At 49.4% G+C, this 24,019-nt stretch carries 17 protein-coding genes; 10 read left to right on the forward strand and 7 right to left on the reverse strand.

Features of this window, described 5'->3' with window-relative positions; genetic code table 11:
* Positions 1 to 34: 34 nt before the first annotated feature.
* The 3 genes from M1L66_RS33275 to M1L66_RS33285 form a co-directional block, all read right to left on the reverse strand.
* Entirely contained in the window at positions 35 to 3,844 is a 3,810-nt protein-coding gene (locus M1L66_RS33275) for a diguanylate cyclase domain-containing protein (RefSeq protein WP_434690003.1), read from the reverse strand.
* Positions 3,841 to 4,209 carry an Hpt domain-containing protein gene (locus tag M1L66_RS33280; protein WP_434690006.1) on the reverse strand — a complete coding sequence of 123 codons (369 nt, stop codon included), beginning with the start codon at positions 4,207 to 4,209 and terminating at the stop codon, positions 3,841 to 3,843. Before M1L66_RS33280 ends, M1L66_RS33275 begins: the two co-directional genes overlap by 4 nt.
* A 265-nt stretch (positions 4,210 to 4,474) precedes the next feature.
* Positions 4,475 to 5,833, reverse strand: a complete 1,359-nt coding sequence (locus M1L66_RS33285) for a citrate/2-methylcitrate synthase (RefSeq protein WP_434690009.1) — start codon at positions 5,831 to 5,833, stop codon at positions 4,475 to 4,477.
* A 365-nt stretch (positions 5,834 to 6,198) separates the two neighbouring features.
* On the opposite strand from M1L66_RS33285, the gene M1L66_RS33290 reads away from it, so the two are divergent.
* The 5 genes from M1L66_RS33290 to M1L66_RS33310 all read left to right on the forward strand — a co-directional run bounded on the left by M1L66_RS33290 (position 6,199) and on the right by M1L66_RS33310 (position 11,146).
* Entirely contained in the window at positions 6,199 to 6,849 is a 651-nt protein-coding gene (locus M1L66_RS33290; protein ID WP_187024289.1) for a trimeric intracellular cation channel family protein, read from the forward strand.
* A gap of 29 nt (positions 6,850 to 6,878) precedes the next feature.
* On the forward strand, positions 6,879 to 7,574 hold the full coding sequence (locus M1L66_RS33295; protein WP_187024290.1) for a TIGR01906 family membrane protein: 696 nt from the start codon (positions 6,879 to 6,881) through the stop codon (positions 7,572 to 7,574).
* A gap of 85 nt (positions 7,575 to 7,659) precedes the next feature.
* Positions 7,660 to 9,342 (forward strand): D-alanyl-D-alanine carboxypeptidase family protein, encoded by a 1,683-nt coding sequence (locus M1L66_RS33300; RefSeq protein ID WP_434690012.1) that lies wholly within the window; start codon positions 7,660 to 7,662, stop codon positions 9,340 to 9,342.
* A 24-nt stretch (positions 9,343 to 9,366) separates the two neighbouring features.
* Positions 9,367 to 10,443, forward strand: coding sequence for a sensor histidine kinase (locus M1L66_RS33305; protein ID WP_187024292.1), 1,077 nt, complete (start codon positions 9,367 to 9,369; stop codon positions 10,441 to 10,443).
* On the forward strand, positions 10,436 to 11,146 hold the full coding sequence (locus M1L66_RS33310) for a response regulator (protein ID WP_187024293.1): 711 nt from the start codon (positions 10,436 to 10,438) through the stop codon (positions 11,144 to 11,146). Before M1L66_RS33305 ends, M1L66_RS33310 begins: the two co-directional genes overlap by 8 nt.
* Here the strand turns inward: M1L66_RS33310 and M1L66_RS33315 are convergent.
* Positions 11,143 to 12,135, reverse strand: coding sequence for a 3'-5' exonuclease (locus M1L66_RS33315; RefSeq protein ID WP_187024294.1), 993 nt, complete (start codon positions 12,133 to 12,135; stop codon positions 11,143 to 11,145). The genes M1L66_RS33310 and M1L66_RS33315 overlap by 4 nt on opposite strands.
* Before the next feature lie 315 nt (positions 12,136 to 12,450).
* On the opposite strand from M1L66_RS33315, the gene M1L66_RS33320 reads away from it, so the two are divergent.
* Entirely contained in the window at positions 12,451 to 12,879 is a 429-nt protein-coding gene (locus M1L66_RS33320) for an Hsp20/alpha crystallin family protein (protein ID WP_187024295.1), read from the forward strand.
* A 121-nt stretch (positions 12,880 to 13,000) separates the two neighbouring features.
* Positions 13,001 to 13,597, forward strand: a complete 597-nt coding sequence (locus M1L66_RS33325; protein ID WP_434690016.1) for an HdeD family acid-resistance protein — start codon at positions 13,001 to 13,003, stop codon at positions 13,595 to 13,597.
* A 2-nt stretch (positions 13,598 to 13,599) separates the two neighbouring features.
* On the opposite strand, the gene M1L66_RS33330 is transcribed toward M1L66_RS33325, so the two are convergent.
* The 3 genes from M1L66_RS33330 to M1L66_RS33340 all read right to left on the reverse strand — a co-directional run bounded on the left by M1L66_RS33330 (position 13,600) and on the right by M1L66_RS33340 (position 20,844).
* A complete protein-coding gene (locus tag M1L66_RS33330) occupies positions 13,600 to 17,352 on the reverse strand; it encodes an EAL domain-containing protein (RefSeq protein ID WP_434690019.1) in 3,753 nt (1,250 codons plus the stop codon).
* A 52-nt stretch (positions 17,353 to 17,404) separates the two neighbouring features.
* Positions 17,405 to 18,358: a cell wall-binding protein gene (locus M1L66_RS33335; protein WP_434690021.1), complete on the reverse strand. Its 954-nt coding sequence runs from the start codon at positions 18,356 to 18,358 to the stop codon at positions 17,405 to 17,407.
* A 242-nt stretch (positions 18,359 to 18,600) separates the two neighbouring features.
* On the reverse strand, positions 18,601 to 20,844 hold the full coding sequence (locus tag M1L66_RS33340) for an ATP-binding cassette domain-containing protein (RefSeq protein WP_434690023.1): 2,244 nt from the start codon (positions 20,842 to 20,844) through the stop codon (positions 18,601 to 18,603).
* 560 nt (positions 20,845 to 21,404) lie between these two features.
* On the opposite strand from M1L66_RS33340, the gene M1L66_RS33345 reads away from it, so the two are divergent.
* From M1L66_RS33345 to M1L66_RS33355, 3 genes are all read left to right on the forward strand, one after another.
* Positions 21,405 to 22,460 carry an AAA family ATPase gene (locus tag M1L66_RS33345; protein ID WP_118041001.1) on the forward strand — a complete coding sequence of 352 codons (1,056 nt, stop codon included), beginning with the start codon at positions 21,405 to 21,407 and terminating at the stop codon, positions 22,458 to 22,460.
* A gap of 179 nt (positions 22,461 to 22,639) precedes the next feature.
* Positions 22,640 to 23,191 carry a molecular chaperone GrpE gene (locus M1L66_RS33350; protein WP_118040999.1) on the forward strand — a complete coding sequence of 184 codons (552 nt, stop codon included), beginning with the start codon at positions 22,640 to 22,642 and terminating at the stop codon, positions 23,189 to 23,191.
* A 322-nt stretch (positions 23,192 to 23,513) separates the two neighbouring features.
* Positions 23,514 to 23,924, forward strand: a complete 411-nt coding sequence (locus tag M1L66_RS33355) for a plasmid mobilization protein (protein ID WP_118040997.1) — start codon at positions 23,514 to 23,516, stop codon at positions 23,922 to 23,924.
* The last annotated feature ends 95 nt before the right edge of the window (positions 23,925 to 24,019 follow it).

A 24,019-nucleotide genomic window follows, 5' to 3' on the forward strand; every position in this document is an offset into this window, starting at 1 on the left:
ACCTGATTTGTAATCATAATCTGCCTGTGAGGTATTATTTGTATATATCTTCCAGGGTGAGAAGCGTACCCCCTTCCACCGCCTCCCCCTCCTTATACGGTGAGATATCATGGCAGGCCAGAAGAAACGCATCCCTGTCCCCCCACCGGATCCGCGAGGAGTCGGTCAGCGTCCAGACCTTCAGCACCGGATTATAGATCTCCATCGCGCTGCTGCCCGTTCCCGCGCATTCCCTGACAGGACAGCGCTCACAGGGCTTGTCCCGATGAAAGAACGCATAGTAGCAGCACATACCCAGTCTGGATTCCGGCACGAGCCGGTACGTCTTTTCATTAATATAACGCAGTTCATACGTATCCTCGTCGATCACATAGATCCAGGAGTTCTGGTTGTTTAAAATGCACTCCAGATTCTGCATGGATTCCCGCACCCGGTCCTCGGCCCTCTTCTTAAGAAGGAAGGTGGACAGCATTTTTGACAGAAACACGAGGCAGTCCACCTGCTCCTGCGTCCATATTCTCCCCGTCCCGCACTCATCAAAGCCTACAAATCCCTTAAAAACGCCATTCGCGGTAATCGAACACTGTAGCACGGAAGCAATCCCCTGATCTGCCAGCAGGCACTGCAGCTCTGGCGTCAGTTCTGTAATATCTAGGCAGTAGAACACGCCCTCTTCATTAAAGTTATCCCTGTAGTCACCGCCCATCTCGCCATAGGCAAGGTTCCGCAGTTCATCCCGCTGCGGCCGTATCCCTTCCCTGCACCATTCAAACGTGTTTGTGCAGCGTTCCTCGCTGTCGGCGCAGTTTTCAAATATATAGACGCGGCTGACGTGAAACAGCCTTCCCGTCATCTCTAGAATGGAATTCATAGCCTGGTCGAAGTCTGCCGCATCATACAGTTCCTGAAAGGTCATGCTGATCACTTTGGCCACGGTAACCTGCCCTCTCTGCTCCGCGTTCTCCCTCTCAGCCTCCGGCCTGTCCGTCTCTTCTTTAAATTCAAAGGCCGTATTCACAGCGGACTTACAATACTGCATACAGCGGTTCTTTCCCTCCAGCTTCGCCTGATATAAAGCTGCGTCACTGTTCTGAAAGAGGCTCTGGAAGTCAGTGCCGTCGTCCGGGCTGTAAGCGATACCAATGCTGCACGAAAATGGAACATCCTTAAGATTACTTTTAAACATAGTCTGAAATGAAGCCATCAGCCGCTCCGCCCGTTCCATTGCCATCTCACGCTTTCCGATCCCGGGCATAAAGACCATAAACTCATCACCGCCAATGCGCGATACGATATCGCTGTCCCGGAAATGCGATGATATCCTGGAGGCCATCTCCGTAAGCACGGCGTCGCCAAACATATGGCCGTACCGGTCATTCACCAGCTTAAAATTATCTACATCTATCATGAGCATGGCCGAGCAGTCTCTTCCCTGGCTCAGCTCTAGAAAGCGGTTGATCTTATGTCTGGCCGCCCGTTTATTATACAGCTTCGTCAAAACATCGCGCTCCGCCCGGTCTATTAATTTCTCCGTAGCCCGCTTCTCATCGTCGATATCCGTAATAATTCCGACGACTGTCCTCGGTTTTCCGGCCGTATCAAACTGAGCCGTGGCCCGCACTCTGCACCAGCAATACCGTCCCTCAGGGTTTGCAAGCCGGAATTCCAGTTCACCAAACGGCCTGCCGGTCATCATATCATTGGAAAACTTAAGAACATCCGGAATATCATCCGGGTTAATATGGGAAGCAAAAGGCAGACGGCGGCTGATTCCGTCTATGATAGGCTGATACCCGTATTTATGTTCCCAATTGCTGGAATACGATATTTCATCCGACGCAATATTCCACTCGAAGATCACGTCTTTCGTCTGATCCAGTATGATCTTGTAGCGTTCCACTGACATCTGCAGCTCTTCCATCGCCTTATGCGACTGGGTAACGTCCACCAGAAGCGTATAGATATACTCCAGCCCGTCCTCTTCCATCACAAGAATGCTCCGGTCCATCACCCAGATCAGCTTTCCTTCCTCGGTGACCAGCCGGTATTCCAGCTCCGTGATACGGCCCTCCTCCAGCTGCGACACCATCTCCTGGCTCACCCGGTCCCTGTCTGCCGGGAATATAATCTCCAGATAGCGGTTATGGTATTTTTCACTGAGGTCCTGCTCTGTACAGCAGATTAAGTCACACAGCCCTCTTCCGTTGTCCGCCAGTGTGTACCATTTATCATTCCTGCACTTCATGACACCTCCGGCCAGGCGGCTGATTACCGTTCCCCGGTACATGCCTTCCTTCACCGTGCCAGGCAGCAATTCCTCCTGCTGTCCATCCGATGCCCGGTGCCAGACCAGCATCACCTTTTTCTGACCCGGATTGCCGATATCCACCCGCAAAAGGGTGGCATAGCACCAGTAATAGGTGCCCGTCGTCTGGTCCAGCACCCGGTATTTCCTCGTCCGCTTCATGAGGCCATCTGAGAAGAACTGTGTCATATAATCTCCCAGGAGTCCCAGAACGATGCCTCTGTCATCGGGATAGACCGATCCCTGCGCAAACGCTCTCACCGAATCTTCAAACCGGCTCCCCGAGCGAAGCAGTTCAAAATCGCGGTTTGGCATGTAGACGACGTGGTAGATCCCCGTATTCAAATCCACCTCCATGACCGTGGAATCCACATACCGCAGCAGCGTTAAATACTTCATCTGCCCCTGCTCCATGGTATTGACCGCATCGATCGTCTCAGGCTTTCTCAGTTCTTTCCTCTCCGGCTTCAGCTTAGGGCCGACTCCGTCCGCATACGCCCTGGACAGAGCCGCAAAATCCTCACGTACATTCTTAAAGCACTCCAGCAGCCGCGGAGAAAACTCGCCGCACTCCCCATTCAGAATCATGTTGAACGCCTGCTCCGCCGGAAGCGCCTTTTTATAAACCCGGTCCGTAGTCAGCGCATCGTAACAGTCGGCAATAGCCACGACCTGCGCGCAAATCGGGATATTGTCGCCCTTTAAACCATCCGGATACCCTTTTCCGTTCCAGCGCTCATGGTGGTAACGGCAGATGTTATACGCGTAGCCGATATACTCCTTATCGTTCATGCGCTCCAGACCGGAAAGCATCTCACACCCCTTTGTGGTGTGAGTCTTCATCAATTCAAACTCCTCCCTCGTCAGGGGCCCCGGCTTGTTTAATATAGAGTCGGGAATCGCAATCTTGCCGATGTCGTGCATCGAGGAGGCATCCGCGATAATCTCTATGGTTCTGCTGTCTAAATTATACTCCTGGTAGGCCTTCGCCACATCCTCCAGAAGGATCTTGGTAAACATGCGGATTCTGCGTATGTGCTGTCCCGATTCCACACTCCGGTACTCTATGATAGAGGAAAGGGCGTCGATCATGATGGCGTTGGAATCCCTTAAACTGGCCGACTGCTCTTCCACCAGTTCCTCCAAATGGAGCTTATGGCGGCACAGATCCACTGCATTTTGTACCCTTCTCTTTACTACATGGGGTTCAAATGGCTTCATGATAATATCGGCTGCCCCCAGGTCAAAGGCCCGTACCTCGCTTTCCGCCGTATCATCAGAAGTAATAACAATAACGGGTATGCGCGACACAAGACCGCTTTTTCCCATCTCCTCCATGACCTCGTAGCCGTCTTTGACCGGCATGACCAGATCCAGCAGCATGGCTGCCACGTGTTCCTCATATTCATGAAGAAGAAGCAGAGCCTGTTCACCGTTTTCCGCTTCCAGAAGATTATACTGGCGTTCAAACAGGCTTCTCAGTATTGCGCGGTTTACCTCCATGTCATCCACAATCAGAAGGGTATCACGCTTTTTCATCCACTGATCCCCTCCATACTGTTAATTGCTTCGCAGACCATCTCGTATTTCTCCTTCACAACCGTATACGCAGCTAACGCGCCTTCCATACTGTTACTTCTCAGCTGACCGACCATCTCGGCACAGGCATTCATTAAAGCATTAAAGCCCAGATTCCCGGCAACTCCCTTTAACGTATGGGCCGCCATCAGCATCTCCTGGCTCTCCCCCGCCTTAACCGCGTCTCCAATCTTTTTAAAATTATCATCCTGAAGGAATTTCCCAAGAAATTTTTCATACAATGCGCTGTTTCCGCAGAAGCGGGCCAGTGCTCCCTCCACGTCCACCTCTGCTTCACGCATCATTGCCAAGGTTTCCTCTGTCATCCTTTGTACCTCTCTTTCCATATCCGTTCCACCGTCCGGAGTCTTTCGGGTCAATAGTAGTTTTATTATAGCGCTTTCAGGTACAAAACTCAATGAAATCCTATTATGCCGGCAATTAAAAAGTTACAGTTCAGCCTTCGCTTCCGGGGGCCGGACAGCGGCAGCCGGAAGCGAAGGCTGAACTGTAACATTAAAAACGACTGCAGACCAGCCGGATCCTCTCCGCATTCTGCAGCCGTTTTATTATGACAACTCTATTAAGTCCCTATCTCTCATCGAGGCGTGTATACTCCTCTTCCATCATTACGCTGGTATAAGCCGGGCGAATGATCTTATCCATGTTGATCAGCTCCTCAATCCGGTGTGCGCTCCAGCCAACGATTCTGGCAATTGCAAAAATCGGAGTGAACAGCTCCTTCGGAATATCAAGCATGCTGTAAACAAAGCCGCTGTAAAAGTCCACATTGGCGCTGACGCCCTTGTAAATCTTTCTCTCATCGGCAATTACCTGCGGCGCCAGACGCTCGATCATGGAATATAAGTTAAAGTCATCCATGCGTCCCTTCTCTTCAGACAACTGGTGTACAAAGCCTTTAAAGATCTCGGCACGCGGATCGGACTTGGAATAAACGGCATGACCCATACCGTAGATTAAGCCCTTCTTATCGAATGCCTCTTTATGTAACAGTCTTCTTAGATAGAATTCTACTTCTTCCTCGTCCTTTAAGTCATGGACTTCCTTCCGCAGGTCTTCCATCATCTCAACGACCTTGATGTTGGCGCCGCCGTGTTTCGGACCTTTTAAGGAAGCCAGTGCTGCCGCTACCACTGAATACGTGTCCGTACCGGAGGATGTTACGACGTGGGTTGTAAATGTGGAGTTGTTGCCGCCGCCATGTTCCATATGGAGAATCAACGCCAGATCCAGTACGTGTGCCTCTACCTTGGAGTAATTCTTATCCGGACGAAGCAGACGCAGCAGATTCTCAGCCGTGGACAGATTCTCATCCGGACGGTGGATATACATACTCTCGTCACACTCATAATGATTATAGGCGTGGTAACTGTATACGGCTAACATCGGCATGACGCTGATTAACATCAGGCTCTGACGCAGCACGTTTGGAACGGAGATATCGCTGGCCATATCATCGTAGGAAGAAAGCGTTAAGATGCTTCTCGCCAAACAGGACATCATATCCTTGCTTGGAGCCTTCATGACCACGTCCCTGACAAAGTTTGTAGGCAGGGTACGGCTGTAGGCGAGTGTCTGGGAAAAGCGTTCCATCTGTTCCTTATTCGGCAGTTCGCCGAACAGCAGCAGATAAGCGATCTCTTCATATCCAAAACGGCTGTCTTTCACAACGCCCCCTACCAGGTCATAGATATTATAACCACGGTAGAATAACTGGCCTTCACACGGCATCTTTACGCCATCCACAGTCTTGCTGGACAAAATCTTTGACACCTTCGTAAGACCCGCCACAACACCGTTGCCGTTCTTATCTCTGAGCCCTCGTTTTACGTCATATTTTTCATATAACCCCAAGTCGATCCTCTCATCGTTTAAACAGATACTGGACCACTCATCAACATTTTTTACAAACTCTTTCTGATCAATCATGCAAACACCTCTTTCTTAAAATTAATGATTAAGTTCCGCCGCTTTCCCGGAAGTCCTCCGGCATGATCCCATGCCTTCGGCCCCCTTGGGCCTTCGTTAGATATGGTCACCTCCCAATTGTTCACTTTTGAACTGTTTCACTTTCAATAATAAATAATTTTCCGAAAAAATGCAAGTAAAATATTTTAAAATTATCAATTTTTTACATTTATCCCTATAATACTATATCACTTTACCGTGTTAAAAACAAGAAAATACTTTTTTCCCTTCCTCCATATTTATTGACAAAATTCGAACAGAAACGTATACTTTTGTTGATTCACCGTACAAAATGCTTAATATAGAACATTCGGGGGTTTTTGAATATGGAACTGCAGTTGTCGTTACTATTTTTCGTGGAAGCGGTCGGGACGATCGCCTTTGCCTCTTCCGGAGCCATGGTGGCCATCAAAAAGCAGCTTGATCTTCTGGGAGTCATCGTCCTCGGCGTCACCACAGCCGTAGGCGGCGGAATGCTGCGCGATATCATTATCGGAAACGTGCCGCCAAATCTCTTTAAGGACCCGGTTTATGTATTACTTGCCTTCATTACGGTCATGATACTGTTTGTTATTGTACGACGCAACCAGATGATTCTGGCCAGCCGCTCCATCGAAATGTATGAGAAATTCATGAACATCTTCGACGCCGTCGGCCTGGGCGCCTTCACTGTGGTAGGCATTGACACCGCGGTGCTGGCCGGCTACGGGCGATACCATTTTCTGATTATCTTTCTCGGCGTAATCACCGGGGTGGGCGGCGGACTCTTAAGAGACATCATGGCCGGTGAGACGCCTTATATACTGAGGAAACACGTCTACGCCTCTGCTTCCATCACAGGAGCGGTTCTCTACGCGTATCTTCAGGACTACATGAACAATGACGCCGCCATGCTGATCGGCGCCGGCTCCGTCATCCTGATCCGGATTCTGGCCACCCGCTACTGCTGGAATCTTCCGACGGCCACGAAAAAATAACCGCTACACCATTAACAGGAGGACTTACTATGAAAACACTGATCCATTACGCCGCAGGCATCATCTTCTCACTCTGCCTGATGGTTACGCTCTTAATCACTTCGGTGGAGGCGGTCGTCTACTGGACACCCGGATATTTTGAGAAGGAATACGCGAAATACAACGTCACCGAAGCGGTGGACATGACAATGGAAGACTTACTCGATGTGACGGACCAGATGATGGCCTATCTGCGCGGAAAACGGGCTGATCTCCATGTAGACACCACCATGGGCGGAGTTTCACGGGAATTTTTCAATGAGCGGGAAATCGCCCATATGGAGGATGTCCGCGGACTCTTCTTAGACGCGCTCGCCATCCGCCGTGGCTGCCTGCTCCTTATGGCTCTATGCATCATTATCCTGTTACTGCTGAAAGCCGACTTTAAGCGGGTATTCCCGAAATCGGTCTGTCTGGGGACCGGTCTGTTCTTCGGCATCACCGCAATCCTCGCGGCTATTATTTCCACGGATTTTTCGAAATATTTCATCATGTTCCATCACATCTTCTTCCGCAACGATTTATGGATTCTGGACCCTGCCACGGATATGCTGATCAATATCGTACCGGAGGGATTTTTCAGCGACACGGTGCTCCATATTGGAATCACCTTCTTTCTCTGTGTCGTCATTGTCTTCGGTCTGGCCCTCTTTTTCCTTAGAAAATCAAAGAAAAATAGCGTTTGAACCTTTACTTGTTACAGGAAATAACCTATACTGTAAAGTGGACCTTTTTATGAAACCGAATGAAAATACGGAGAGATTACACGATATGACGCAATTGATAAAACGAATGTCGGCGTTCCTCTTATGTCTGATGCTCCTTATGGGTGTATTTACGGAAACTGCACTGGCGGCCCCTGACTGGCCCTCCGATGTTTCCGTTCAGGCGGAAAGCGGTATCGTCATAGACGCGGACACCGGAACCGTACTTTGGGGACAAAATATTCACAACCAGTATTTTCCGGCCAGTATTACGAAGATTATGACGGCTCTGATCGTCATTGAAAAATGCAGCCTCGATGAAACCGTCACCTTCTCCCACAACGCGGTCTTTAACGTGGAAGCAGGAAGCAGCAACGCAGGGATCAACGAGGGGGACAAGCTGTCCGTCAAGGACTGTCTCTACGCCCTGCTTTTAAAATCGGCCAACGAATCGGCCAACGCCCTTGCGGAGCATGTGGCCGGAAGTACAGAAGCGTTTGCAGATATGATGAATGCAAAGGCGAAGGAACTGGGCTGCACTGACACCCATTTCGCCAACCCCAGCGGTTTAAACGACCCGGAACACTATACTTCCACATACGACATGGCATTAATTGCCAGAGCTGCCTTTTTAAATCCCACCTTCGAGGAAATCGATTCCACCACCTATTATAAGCTTCCGCCCAATTCCATCAACCCGGAAGGTCTGACCATCTATCCGGGCCATAAGATGCTTAAGAAGAGTACGCCGTACTACTATCCCGGCATCGTGGGCGGCAAAACCGGCTACACCACACTGGCGGGCAACACGCTGGTCACCTGTGCCAAAAAGAACGGTTTAAAGCTTATTGCCGTCATCCTCAAGGGATCTACGCCTCAGTACTGGACCGATACTAAGAATCTGCTGGACTTTGGATTCCAGAACTTTGTCTCCGTCCGAGCGGCGGATCACGAGACGAAATACAGCCCCGTAAGCAGTGATTTAACCTTCGGCGGCCTCACCCTGGATAAGCCCGCGGCGCTCATTTTAGATCCTGACGGACGGATCATTCTTCCGAAAACGGCCGAATTTTCCGACGCCGAGGCAACGCTCAGCTATGATATCTCAGACAGCGACCCCGATAACGCGATTGCCAAAATCTGCTACCGTTACAATGAACGCCAGATCGGCTGTACCTATCTGGAGACCAACCAAGCACTGTTTGAAAGCGCCGCGTCCTCCCATCAGGTTCCGGCCGCCCTCAAGGAAGGCGAATCCGCGGCAGGAGCCGGGCAAACTTCGGATGGCTCCAATCAGACTGCTGCCGGTTCGGAGAACTCCGGCGCCCAGACAGAAGCTGCCGCACCTGATACAGCCAGCAGCGGAGAGAACGGCGGAGCCGCCGCACCGTCATCAGACGGAACCAGTGCTCCGGAGGGAGTGAACCCTCAGGGCGAGACAGAGCTTCCAAAAGAGACTGAGGATTACAGAGAAAAGGCATTAAGACCCTTTGAGATACCGGTCATCGCCTGGATCATTCTCGGCAGTGTCGCCGGCGTCGTGCTCCTTGGCGCGCTCATCGCCTTCCTGATCCTCAGAAAGAACAGGGAGGCCCAGGAATACCATTTCCGTCATGAACAGAGGTTAAAACGTCTGCAGGATTCCGGCGTATCCGCCGATGAATTCAACAACCTGATGGAACAGAGGCGCAGCGCCTACACGTCCAAACGAAAGAAAGGCCGCGGAAACCGGCATTTAAAATTCAAATAATCCGCGGAAAGGCAGTAAAAGACAATGAGGATAAAAAGACAAGGCAAGATGCCAAAAGAAGATTTAATCCGGAATATCGTCGTCACATCGGTTTTCCTGCTTGGTGCTACCTTCTGTTCGATTCTGTTTCTCTTTGTCGGGGGAAACCGGACAAATGTGGGGATCGTCTTCATGCTGGCGGTCATGCTGACGGCGCGCTACACCGACGGCTACGTACCTGGAATCGTAGCCTCCGTTTTCGGTGTTATCTGTGTGAATTACGTGTTTACGTATCCGTTTATGGAACTGGATTTTACACTGGATGGCTATCCGGTAACCTTCATTGCCATGCTTCTGATCTCCGGTATTACAAGCACCACCACCACCCATTTAAAAGAGCAGAACCACATCCTGATGGAGGCCGAAAAGGAGACGATGAGGGCCAACTTGCTGAGAGCTGTCTCCCATGACCTGCGGACTCCGCTGACCGGCATCATCGGCGCCAGCAGCGCCTACCTGGAAAACATGGACCATATGACAGAGAACGAAAAGACCGTCATGGTGTCCAACATCAACGAAGATGCCAACTGGCTTCTCAACATGGTGGAGAATCTGCTCAGCGTCACCAGAATCCGCGATACCGAGACCCAGGTGACGAAATCCTCAGAACCGCTGGAGGAGGTGGCCTCAGAGGCAGTACAGCGGTTTCACAAGCGCCTTCCCGACGCTACCGTTCATGTCACCGTACCGGATGAATTCATCATGGTGCCCATGGACGCCACCCTGATCGAGCAGGTTATCATAAACCTGCTGGAAAACGCGGTCTATCACTCGCACTCGGATGAACCCATCGATTTTAATATCACCGTTCACGACGGTCTGGCCTGGTTTGACATCACGGATCATGGCACCGGAATTCCGCCGGAGCGGCTGGACACACTGTTTGACGGCTACACGCCATCCCCGAACAGCAGCGGAGATTCCCACAAAGGAATGGGGATCGGGCTGTCCATCTGCAAAACTATTATTACCGCCCACGGCGGCACCATAACAGCCGCAAATGAAAAACAGGGAGCCCGGTTCACATTTACGTTACCGTTAGGAGAAGATATCTATGAGTAAGTTAACGATCGTTATTATAGAAGATGAGAAGAACATACTGAGTTTTATCGAGGCGGCACTGGAGACTCATGATTACAAGGTACTCACCGCCGTCAGCGGAAAAGAGGGCCTGTCTCTGATCAACGCCTGCTGCCCGGACATGATCCTTCTGGATCTGGGGCTGCCCGACCTGGATGGAATCGACATCATCAAGAATGTGCGCAGCTGGTCCAACATCCCGATCATCGTCATATCCGCAAGAACCCAGGAGCAGGAAAAGGTCGCGGCCCTGGATTTCGGCGCAGACGACTACATTACGAAGCCCTTCGGCACCAGCGAGCTTCTGGCGCGCATCCGCACCGCGCTTCGTCATGGCAAGCCAACCGTCAGCACCGGAGATGGAACTCTTGTTCAGCCAACCTACCGCAGCGGGGATCTGGTCATTGATTTTGACAAACGCCTCGTCACGCTTAAGGATAAGGAAGTCCACTTAACCCAGATTGAGTACAAGCTGGTCTCCCTGCTGGCCGAGCAGTCCGGGAAAGTTCTCACCTATGATTACATCATCAGCAGAATCTGGGGTCCATTTGCGGACAGCAACAATCAGATCCTGCGGGTCAATATGGCTCATATCCGCAGAAAGCTGGAGATCAATCCTGCGGAACCTCAATATATTTATACAGAAATAGGCGTTGGATACAGAATGCGGGAAAGCGAAAATTAATCGCTTCCCCGCATTTTTATATTCGTCTTCTGTTTTCTGTGTTTCGTCTTTTCAATGCGCTTCTTCTTCGCTTCTTCCTTCTTCTCGCTGATCTGACGCGCCCCCTCCTCGTCTACCAGCTTCATGGTCTTTACGGCGTAGACTCGTCCGTCGTCACTGCGCTTCATGCGGATCTTCCCTTTTAAGTATCCGTGCTCCGGGCAGACACCCAGGGCAAAGTAGAACTTCTGATTCACAGAGAACCAGCGGACCTTCTTTCTGAGCATACGGTTGCAGCGGTAACAGATTAAATCGGTGACCGTCTTGTCCGCAATCGCCTCCTCTTTCGTCTCAAATGTCCTTGAAATGTATTTAGAGTATCCGGGAAATATGAGGTAGACCTCCTCTTCCTTACTCTCAGGAAGCCGGTAATAATCGGTGGACCAGTATTCCATCACCCGCTCAAAGTCCATGGCTGCCATGACACGCCCCGTGTAATGGGCATCGTCAAGCGCGCGGTGGAAGGGACGGTCTTCCATGATTCCCAGTTCCCGGGCCGTGATATCCAGCGACTGCTTCTGTTTTCCGTCTCCCTGAAGAAGGCTGTAGAGCTTCTGGACATCGTAATAGAGAAGGGGCTTGTCGAATGGAATCTCCACGCCGTAAAACGCCATGTTTCTCTGCAGCTCCGTCAAGTCCATGGACCCCCAGGTACAGAACACGCAGTCGTTCCCGCACCATTCGAGAAAGTCCCTGATGACAGCCACAAACGTCTCACCATTGCGTTCCAGCTCGGCCATGTCCATATGGGTTACCTCGGAGATCCGGTAGTGCATCTGCGGATAGACCCGCGGCCGGATCAGACGGCAAAACTGCCCGGTCTCCTGAAACGCTTCATCCAGGCGGACAGCTCCGATTTCTATAATTTCAAAAGGAAAATGGTCAATCGTCCCCTCTTTTCCGTCAGGGCTCTGATTCCATTCCAAATCCAGTACAATATAATTCTTCATAAAATTCTCCTTTGTGCTATTATATGATAGTTTATCCATTCATACAAGTTCATGCCTCCTATTTCAAACAATTATTTTTTGCTTAATAACGGTCATTATGGAACAAGCTCTTTAAATTGTATTTACAATATGAATTTTCTGTGAAAAAAGCATAAAATTAGCACTCTGCTGTTGACAGTGCTAACAAATGGTGCTATAACGTAATTGTAACAAAAAGGAGCACCACAATGAAAAAGGTGGCCGACTTTTAACCATATATGTGCTGCCGACAAGGTGTCAACACATATAAGAAATTCATTTTAGGAGGAATGACTTATGATGATGCCTAGTATTTTTGGAGAAAACTTATTTGACGACTTTATGGAAGATGCTTTCAAGAGCCCGATATTCGGGAAACGGGAAAAGAATCTGATGAAGACCGATATCAGAGAGAATGAAAACGGTTATGAACTCGATATGGATCTGCCCGGATTTAAGAAAGACGAGATCACCGTCAGCCTTCGCGACGGCTATGTAACCATCTCCGCCGAACGCGGTATGGAACGAAGCGAGAAGGACGAGAAAACAGGTAAGTACGTTCGCCAGGAACGCTACAGCGGTTCGTGCCAGAGAAGCTTCTATGTCGGCGAGGCTGTAAAACAGGAAGATATGAAGGCTCGCTTCGAGGATGGTATCCTTCATCTGGAATTTCCGAAGACCTCCCAGAAGCAGGTTGAGGAAACACACCGCATCTTAATCGAATAACAGGCAAATCCCGGGACGAAAAAGCCCTCCATCCCGGAACAGGGCGGGCCGCAGAAGACGGCCCGCCCTGTTTTAACAAAACACCGGTATCCCAATGTCCAATTACAAAAGGAGAATTACTATGATCTGGAAAGAAATGAAACGCTCATACCTTGTCATATCCATCTGCGCCGCATTGCTGGGCCTTCTGCTGCTTCTGCTGCCCGGACCCACACTGGCGACGGCCGGCATCTGTACAGGCGTCTGTTTCATCGTCTACGGCGTCACAAAACTGTTTGAAGTTACCCGGTTCAAAAATCACTTTGCCAATTACTGGCTGCAGTGTGTGCTGGCGGTTCTGCCCATCGTATTCGGAGTAATTTTTCTTTTTAAACCGCTGGCCGCAACCTCCATACTTCCGCTTATCCTCGGCATCTTTCTGGCCGTCTATGGAATTATAGGTCTTAAGACCTCTGTGAAGCTTAAAAAGTTTGGCCTGGATTCCTGGTGGTTTAACTTAATCACGGCTGTTTTAACCATCCTCTTAGGCGCTCTGGCTGTCTTCAATCCTTTTGCCACGGCAGCTGCCATGATCATGATGATGGGCGCTATCCTGTTTACACTCGGTGTCTTCCACGTAGTACAGTACTTTGTAGCCTCACACCGCTTTAAAAAGATCGGAAGACAGATTTCCGAGCTGGAGAAGGAATGGGATTCCTTCGACTGGTTCTGGTTTTAATATTACACCGAAAACTGCTCCACCTCCACGGGTTTGCTGTAATAGTAGCCCTGGATGGTGGTGCAGCCGTAGGCCTTTAAGAGCTCCAGCTGTTCCTTTGTCTCCACCCCTTCCGCCACACAGTCCACATGAAGGCTGCGGCACATCTCAATGATACACTTCACAACAATCTGATTCTTTTCATTCCCCACCAGATTTTCAATCAGCGATTTATCCAGCTTCACCTCATCAAAATGCATGATGGACAGGATGGACATATTGGCGTAGTCCGCCCCAAAATCGTCCAGTGATATGCGGAACCCCGCTTTCCGGAGCTTCGAACCGACGGCCTCTATCACCTTGTGTTCGAAATCCCCGATACTCTCCGTGATTTCTATCATCACCAGGCTGCTGGGAACATCATATTTGTTCTTAATCTCTGTCAGCATCTGGAATAAATCGCTTTCCAGCAGAGTAATTCTGGAGAAATTCACAGAGACGGGAATCAGGGGCCTGCCTTCCGCTTTCCACCTGGAGAGAAGACGGAACACCTCCTCCAGCATATAAAAATCGAGATACCGGATAAGCTTCATCTTTTCCAGCAGCGATACAAATTTAACCGGGGACTGCAGCTCATGGCCCGGCGCCTGATACCGTGACAGCGCCTCCACAGAATGCACCGTTCCCGTCTCCGGATCGAACTTGGGCTGAAGATAGAGCCGGTAATATCCCTGCTCCACATCATGGACTAAAAGCTTCATCCCTTCCGGTGAATAGTGTTTGCGCACATCGTCGCTATTCTTGTAGTAAATCTGTTTATTCACCAGCATCAGCTCTTCCGCGTGATGAAGAAGCATATCGAAATCAGTTAAGTGTTCCACCCACGTGGAACCTAAGGATACTCCGTTGGGCGTCTTCGAATCCAGCTCTATCCCCATCTCCCTGACATGCTTCATGAAGACCTCATACTCCTGGTTCATGGCGATGATCACGAACTCGTCGCCGCTCAGGCGGAATATCTCCCCATCCGGGAAACAGGAACGCATGACCGCAGTTACCGTGATGATGGTTTCATCTCCCCTGGAATGTCCGTAATCCTGGTTTAGCTGTTTCAGTCCGTTAATATCCGCTGTGATCATTCCGCAGGACTCCCCGTACTTTCTCTGGACCCTGTTCTGGTAGCGGACGAAGCTGCTTCTGTTTAAGAGGCCGCTCAGCGTATCGTGCCCGGCCTCGAACTCCAGCCGTTCATATAGGCGCCTTTTCTTAATCTCATTTGCAATATTATAGGCGATTGAATCCAGGAAACGTATGGTATCCTGGTTAATATTCGGATTATCCACTCCGATATATCCGCAAAACGCAGATTCATCTTCAAACGGTACGGCAAACAGACTGTGTGCGTTCCGCCTCGTTAAGAACTGGTACTCACTGGGATACGTGCATTTAAGTTCTTCCACCTGCGATATGATCAGATGCTGTTTCTTATTGAAAGTCTCCACAATATAAGGGATCGCGTCCAGGGCAACGTTCTGTAACGATGCCTTCTGGGGCGGCACCCCTTCCCTGCACCATTCGTAGATGTTATGGGCATACCCATGTTCCCGGTCGATCTCGATGATATAAGACCGCTCTCCGTCGTAAAAACGGGTGATCAGCTCCAGAATACGTGTGATTCCCGTCTCTAAGTCGTCGGCACTGTTCAGAGTCCTTAGACTCTCCAGCATAACCGTCTCCATGTGGTATTTGGCGGTTGTTGACCGGTTCCCCATCATATGGTTTCCCATGTCCACGGCGATCTCCATGCGCACTGGACGGCCATTCCACTCCACCAGCTTGTCCTTCACAATAAAGTATTTCTTTAAATAGGGATTCTCATATTCCCACATGAAAAACTCGTCTTTCACCAGCTTCGCGTTATTGCAGAACGGACACGGCGTGTTTCTTCCCTGAAGCATCTGGTAACACTTCTTTTTTTCGAAGTCTTCCAGCTTCATACCGAACAGATCGCGCCCCACCCGGTTCACATAAAGTAAGGTATAGTCCTGTATATCACTGATGTATACAATCTCCTCCAGTTCATCGAGCAGCCATTCCCGGTTCACATACTCCATGGGGACGACTTTCGATATCTTGTCTCCAAACACGCTGTAGCAGGACTTTCCGGACTGTTTGGCATACCGCAGGGCCGTATCCGCTTTTACATACAGCTCCTGAAATCTGGTTCCGTGGCGGGGGCTGACGGCGATACCGATGGAATTATTGACTGCAATGCGGTTTTCCCCCTCCTCCTGGATAGTCTGAAGCTCTCTGGCCACCATCTGTGCCTTACGGTATACAACATCCTCATCCTGGATATTGAACAGAAAGACCAGGAATTCGTCTCCTCCCAGCCGTCCCACTATGGCATCCGTATCAAAGATATTCTTCAGCTTGTACGCAATTCCTGCCAGCACCTTGTCGCCGTACATATGGCCGAAGGTATCGTTGACATTCTTAAAATTATCCACGTCGATGATGAGAAGTGCGCTCTCCTTCTGACCGTTCTCATTTAAAATGTAGTTGATCTCCTGAAGAGAGGCTGCCCGGTTAAGTAGATTGGTCAGCGGATCGATTCTCGACTGGCGAAGCAGTTCCAGCTCCCTCCGTTTCTTCTCCTCGATGTTCTTCACATAGACAAAACCGGTCAGATGGCCTCCTGACTCGATTAAATAGATGGTGGTATTGCACCAGATCATCTCCGCGTCCGCGTTTAAGCTACGGTATTCGCACACTGCCTCCTGGCGGCCTCTCTCATACTGGCTGCGGAGAAATTTCGGATTCATCTCCTGCAAAAAGAGAAAGCGGTCCTCCGGGTGAACATTCTTTTCCGCCCAGCATTTTAAAAAATGTGAATATTTGCAGTTGACCGACAAGCCGACCGAGGCCAGCATGTCCTTTTTCTTCTCAATGATCTTTTCAATGATCATGTCGTTATCAATATCAATCTCATAGGAGGCCAGCGCGTCTCCCATCAGAGCCTGGCGGTACTTCTCTTCCTGCTGGTATTTCTCCTGTTCTTTCTGTTCCTTACTGATATCCTCGACTACGCCTATGGCGATGTTGTCCGGGCCGTTTCCGTCGTGAAGCATCGTATGGGTAACCCTGTACCAGCTCTGGACGCCGTCGGGCTGACTGGTGTGCAGAAGCGCACAAGCCATAAGCTTCCCCGCCCTTAAATCAAGAAACATCTGGTGTACGGCAGGCAGGCTCTCTTTGTCCAGGTACCGGTCCCTCATCATCTTCTTGCTGAAGTCCTCGATCTTCCCGGACTGGACAAAGGGCAGGCTCCGGAGCCCCTGCAAATAGGCACAGTCCTCATCCACATGGTATTCCCATATAATATTATTGCATCTGGACAGCGCTATTTTATATCTCTGTAAATTCAGGGAAAGTTCCTGTTCCAGACGCCTTTTTTCCCTGTCCCCGCTCTTTTGGAGTATAACGGTGATTTCCGGCATAGCCTGATCCCGGCCGGAATCAAGCCGCTGAACGGCCAGATGGTACTCTTCTCCCTCTCTGGTAAAGAACACCTCCCAGCTCCTCTCATCTGGCTTGAACTCCAGCCGCTGTTCCGCAATATCCCAGATCACTTCGGAAAGCTCCCGGCCGGAGCAGTCTGACACGGGATATCTCAAAAATGTCTGCATTTTTTCATGTACATATATCACCTTCTGCTCTGAATCCGCCGCGATGGCAATCAGCGGTGAGCCAGTCTGCAAGCTGTTTTGCGGCATATAGAATTACCTCCCAAGAACAGGCATCCGTTCTTTCTCTGTTGTATCGGCGCTACTGCACCAGAGCCCCGTCGGCTCCTACCGTATGTCCGTCAGGCGTTGTCGTATTGACCAGCATCTTACCATCAGCGGCGTCACAGTAATACTGCGTACCGTTCCAGTCCACCCAGCCGGTGGCCATGTATCCCCGCTCATTAAAGAAGTACCATGCATCGTCAATCTGCTGCCAGTTGGAGACGGTGTAGGTTCCATCCCCGTTTCTGTACCACCATCCGGATTCATCCTGCTTCCACTCGCCCGCAGGGCTGCCGTTCTGATAGATGGCTGCGGCCGTATCGTTGTCAATATATCTGGAGGGGGATTCCACCCACTCTCCCTTGTTTTCCGGTTTCAGTCTGTTTACCGGACGTACGCGATAGAAATACGTTCCGGCCTTCGTCATAGCCGCGGAAAAGTCGTAGGAATTCCCCGCTGTGGTCTTCGTAGTTCCCACCGTCTTTCCATCCCGGTAAAGCTTCACCTCATAGCTTCCGGCTCCTGTGGAATGGCTCCAGGATACTCCCGTCGTGGAGGTCCAGGCGGCCTGTTCAATAGCGGATGTCTGCTCCGCCAGCGGCGGCAGCTGCATGGTAATAACCAGCGTGTGAGACTCATCCTCACGGCTGTAATCTACGAACGTTGCACCCTTTAAGGTGATTTTATCCTTCGATACCGCGAACTTGTATCCATCTTCCGCGTAGATGCTCACCTTGACAACCGGGATATCCTCCTCCGACCAGGAGAAGCCTGTATTGAGGAACTCATATTCTCCTGCAGAATACTTATCGCTTTTCGGGGTGATTTCTATTTCCTGATCCTGAATATTCTGTCCGACCTCCATATCCGCTTCTACCACAAGAGATACCGAACTGATCTTCGTCTCTACCACTGCCAGTGCCGTCATCCCCGTCATACCTGATATCAGTGCCGCGCAGAGCAGCGCAGCCGCTACCTTTTTTACTCTCATTTTTCTGTCTCCTTTAATTGTTTATCGTGACGCCCTGTACTTCTCATTTTATTCGTATTTCCAATAAAAATCTCCATTTCCGTATTCATTCATTATATATAAAATGAGGCGATAATTCAAGCCTGCGAGGCCTGATAAAGAAGAAAAGCCGCCAGGCGTAAATACGACCTGACGGATACCAGACATGTCTTCTGCTTTTTCTTCCAGTGCTTTCCATTCAGCAGACGATAATCTCGATTTTTCTATTGTGCACAGGACGCCCGCAGACATTTCGCCGTCAGCGTCTCTGCAGACCGTATCATATCCATGGGTGTTCCTTCAAATACGACCTCCCCGCCGTTTTTACCGCCATCAGGCCCGATGTCGATGATCCAGTCCGCCTGCTTTATCACATCCAGGTTATGTTCAATGACAACCAGACTGTTTCCGCGGGATACGATCAGATCGAAGAGTTTTAAAAGATTCTGAATATCCGACGCATGCAGCCCGGTGGTCGGTTCGTCCATGACGATTATGCTTCCCTTTTTCCCCAGATTCTTCGCAAGCTTGATTCTCTGGCGCTCTCCGCCCGACAGGGTGCTGAGAGGCTGTCCCAGCGTCAGATATGAGAGTCCGACCTGCTGCATTACCTTCAGATGTTTTCGAATCTTCGCATCCTCAAACAGATCCATCGCCTGTGATGCGGTCATTCCCAGCAGTTCAACAATATTTTTGCCTTTGTACATGCAGGCCAGGGCTTCCTCATTATACCGCATTCCGGAACAGGCTTCACACTCCGTGACGATAGGATCCATGTATGCCAGCTCGGTGACAATAACGCCTTTTCCGCCGCATACCGGGCATGCACCGGTAGAATTGAAGCTGAACAGTCCGTCCGGCCTCCCGCTTTCCCTGGCCAGCAGCTTTCGTATCTCATCGAAGAATCCCAGATAAGAGGCTGGTGTGGAACGGTTTGTTGCCGTGATGGGACCCTGATCGACCATCACGATGTCGCTTTCATACTGTCTGGCAAATACCTGGGATATGAGTGTGCTCTTTCCCGAACCGGCGACTCCGGTCACCACGGTCATAATCCCCAGCGGTATGTCTGCATCCACATTCTTCAGATTATGCAGACAGGCTCCGCGAACCGGCAGACTTCCGGTTCGCTTTCTCGGTTCCATCTTGACCGGCAGCGTCTCCATCATTGCATTTCCCGTCAGACTGCCGGACCGGAGCAGTTCCGGATACGTGCCGGCAAAGACGATCTCCCCGCCATTCTGCCCCGCCTGGGGGCCTACGTCAATCACATAGTCGGCGATCGAGATTACATCCTTGTCATGCTCCACCACCAGCACCGTGTTGCCCTTGTCACGAAGCTGTTTCAGAAGGCTGTTCATGCGGTAGACATCCCGTGGATGCATCCCGGCGCTGGGTTCGTCGAAGATATACGTCAAGCCTGTCAGACTGCTTCCCATATACCGGACCAGTTTTAGGCGCTGGGCCTCGCCTCCGGACAGGGATGGGGTATCGCGGTTTAAATGGAGATACGGCAGGCCGATCTCGATCATCCGGTCCAGTCCTTCAATCAGTGTCTGCACCAGTACATCCACCGTCTTATCGGTGATCTGCAAAAGCACCTCACGAAGCTGAGTGAGTTCCATGCCGCATAAATCCGCAATGGAACAGCCATTTATTTTACAGCTCAGGGCCGCCTGATTCAGCCGTTGTCCATGGCATTCCGTACACACGGTCTCGGCAATCAGGTTCTGTGACTTTTCCTGTGTATGCCTGCTTTTATTGCTGATATCCCGATTCAGGAGTGTCTTCGTGTACTTGTGATAGATTCCGGTCACCTTCGGGTTCTCCGGCTTATCCATGCCGTTCCGGGAACCGTACAGCAGAAGATTGTACTCTTCGTCCGAGTACTCCTTTAACGGTTTATCCAAATCAAACAGGCCCGACTTGGCGTACTGTTTCCAGTACCAGGTTCCGGGGCTGTACAAAGAATCCTTCACGCAGCCTTCATTCCACGATTTGTCCCGGTCCAGGATAGCTTCTATATCAACCTGAGTGATCTTACCGATCCCGGAACAGGTCCTGCACATCCCGTTGGGATCGTTAAAGGAAAAATAGGATGCAGTCCCCACATAGGGGCTGCCGATTCTCGAAAATAACAGGCGCAGGCTGGAGTACAGTCCGCTGATCGTCCCTACTGTGGACCGGGCGTTCCCGCCCAGAGGCGACTGATCCACAACTACAGAAGCCGTCAAATGATCAATGCGCTCCACCGCAGGCTTCGGGTACTTTGGAAGCCTGGACCGCACAAATGCCGGATAGGTGGCGTTCATCTGCCTCTGTGATTCGGCGGCTATGGTATCAAAAACAATACTGGACTTCCCGGATCCCGACACGCCCGTAAATACCGTGATCTTCTCCTTTGGAATTCGGAAAGATACATGCTTTAAATTATTTTGAGTCAATCCCTGGACAATGATATCTGCCATCTCTTTACCCCTCTTTCTCATCTGCGAATACTCTCATACAATTTCAGATTTTTCACAGTCTGCTTCATTATAGCAGATTGAGATAAAGGTGTCTTGATATTTCCTGCTCGTTTCCGGTTTTCAAACTCAAAAAAGACGCCGTAAAACCTGGCAAAACCAAGGTTTTCGGCGTCTGTCACAACGTTCCTGAGCGGATTCGAACCGCTGGCCTTCCGCTTAGGAGGCAAATCAAGGCTTCCGGGTTATTCGCTTTGTAACGTATTCGTGACGTTTATACCCGGTTTCTGTATTTTCTCCGTGACGATTATAGAGACATCAAGCCGATTAAAACTGGTTACCACGGCTTGTACTTAAAAACGCAACTGTACAAATAGCTTGATGTCTCTACAAAATATCACTCACTAAACCACAATTTCGTTTATCGAAGTTGTGGTTTTCTTTTTACATGAAAAAAGCTTCTGTATGGGCAAATACACAGAAGCTCAGACCATGCTATGAAATACGATATACCACATTATAGCATGGCGAATCTCAAAATACAACACAAAGGAGTATTCGCAATGAATGAATCGACTACAAATATGAGAAGCGAAGAAGCGATAAAAGAAAAAATAAAGGAGAGCCGCTTTGAATCCATCAACGGAAAAGACTTGATGGAAATGGACTTGCCACCGCTTCATTACACCATCAGCACCATTTTACCGCACGGTTTCTTTATCCTCGCCGGAGGTGCTAAAGTTGGTAAATCGTGGCTTGCCGAGCAGATATCCTACGCTGTTGCCAGTGGTGGGCAAATCTGGGGCTATCAAGCCATACAGTCCGAGGTCTTGTATCTCGGTCTGGAAGATACCGTAACACGCTTACAGAGCCGTTTTGAGATGCTTGAAGCCTATGAGGGTATGGAGAACATCCACTTCGTTTTAAAGGCAAATAGCATCACTTCCGGCGTTGAGGAAGATATCCGTGATTACCTAACGCAGCATCCCAATATCAAACTGGTTGTCATTGATACGCTCCAACATATCAGAGGGAATGAGTTTGTAAAAAACATCTATGCCGGAGACGTGGAGTTTACCAACATCCTGCGTCAGATAAGCATGGAATTTGGCCTTACCATCCTTGCACTCACGCACACCAACAAAGGCAAGCACGATGATGATATCAGCAAGATTTCCGGCAGTGAGGGCATGGCAGGAGGAACGGACGGGAACTGGGTGCTGACAAAGAGCAAGCGCACCGACACCAGAGCCAATCTCACCATTTCCAACCGTGACACCGAAGCCTTTGAATTTGCTCTTGAATTTGACAAGGACTCCTGCCGTTGGAACAAGCTCACCCGTGACGAATCGGTTGTCAATGAGAAAGAACGGTTCTTACACGCTATCGTTAATTTCATTAAGGCAGAAGAAGCGCACCATTGGGAGGGGACAGCAACAGAGCTGCTGACAATCTTGCAGGCACGAGAGTCGATTCTTGTTAGTTACAGTGCTGCTGTGTTCTCAAAGAGCTTGAAAGCAGCGCAAGATTCGCTGAGAGAGATCTATGGGGTTTCTTATGTGAGCGCATTCCATAACAAGAAAAAATGGATAACTCTTGACTATATCGAAGTCAAGTAACTACGGGTACTACGCCAACACCGTTGTTTTTATAGGATGATGAAGAAAAATTACCCGTAGTCGGATTTACGAGGACAACGGCAAAATTCTGCCGCTTATCCTAACGAAAACAACGGCGCACCCGTAGTTGCCGTTGTCCTCGGTTTAAATCAATCTATTTTACAAGCAAAGGAGACGAAATGAGGGACTATAATTCACGAAAAAACGAAATCGAAATCATAAAACCAAGAACCATAACAGTGAATCTTTCCGATGCAGATGTGAAACGCCTTGCCGAAAAATCCGGCGAGGGTGGGCTAACGATTTCAGAACTGTTAGAGAATTTCATCGGGGATTTGGTAGACGGAACGTATTCCAACGGAAGTGATGAACGGATGTATGCGGAACAGTGGTATCAGCGTTGTTGGTTCGCCATGTTTTCGGATGATACATTTCTGAAATTTTTGCTGCTGTGGGGCGATTTGGACGATTATATTGATTTGATGGATGAACTTGAAAGCAATAAAAAAGAAATGGCGGAAATGACCGCTGACACCGAAGAATATTCCGCTGAGGAAAGGGACGAACTGCAAGAGTACATCAATGAGTTGCAGAAAGAAATTGATTATTATTGGGGCAAATTTCTGGAAAGAAAACGCCAAAAAGAATCCTATGTTTTTGAAAAAGAAATCGAAAATATTATGGCGTGGAAATCGCAGCTTGATACAATTCTCGACCCTAAAAATCCATAGCAAAACATTATTAGCAAGCAGGGGGAAAATGTACCCATTCCCTCATACTTGCATATAGCAAGCATGGGGAAATTGTACCCACTCGTTGTCCATTATTCTCCCTATACTTGCAATAGCAAGCATAGGGGAAATGTACCCACTCGTGTCATTTTCCCACTTGTTAGCCGTTGCACTGGGGCAGTGCCCCCTAATACCCCCACCCGTACCATTTTGCAAAACGGCAAAATGATTGTCCCACAGACGGCACAACAAAACTAAAACCACTGACGAACAATTTTGTAATTTCCTCACGGTGAGGAAGTTTTGAAAGGAGAAGTAATAAATGGCTGAAAAAGATAGAGTTCGCACAGAGCAATTCCGTTTTACTTTGCTTCCAGAGGAAAATGCTATGCTCACAAAAAATGCTTTTGAGTACGGCTTATCGAAAGCGGACTATTTAAGAAAACTGATTCTTGCGGAAGCATTGACGGGTAAGCAGTGGCACATGGATAGAGACCAGGCAAAGCAGTTGATTTACGAAGTGAACCGTATTGGAAATAACGTCAATCAAATTGCTTATAACACAAATGCTGTTCGATTTTCTTCTAATAAAGATTGGGGAGAACTCCAAGCAAAATATTTTGAGTTAATGACACTGTTTTGTCAGTTTGCGTTGCGAGAGAACGGAGAGGAAAAACTCTGGTATAAAAAGATTCTGGAACTGATGCCAAAGGACGATTCCTCAAGTGTATAATAATCTCTGTTTTCTAACCATGGTAGAAAGTACGCTTGTAAGATGATGATGCTATATGATAAAATGAAACCAACAAATCGGGATTTATAAAGGAG

Source organism: Hungatella sp. SB206 (genome assembly GCF_051132295.1).
Lineage (GTDB): Bacteria > Bacillota > Clostridia > Lachnospirales > Lachnospiraceae > Hungatella > Hungatella effluvii.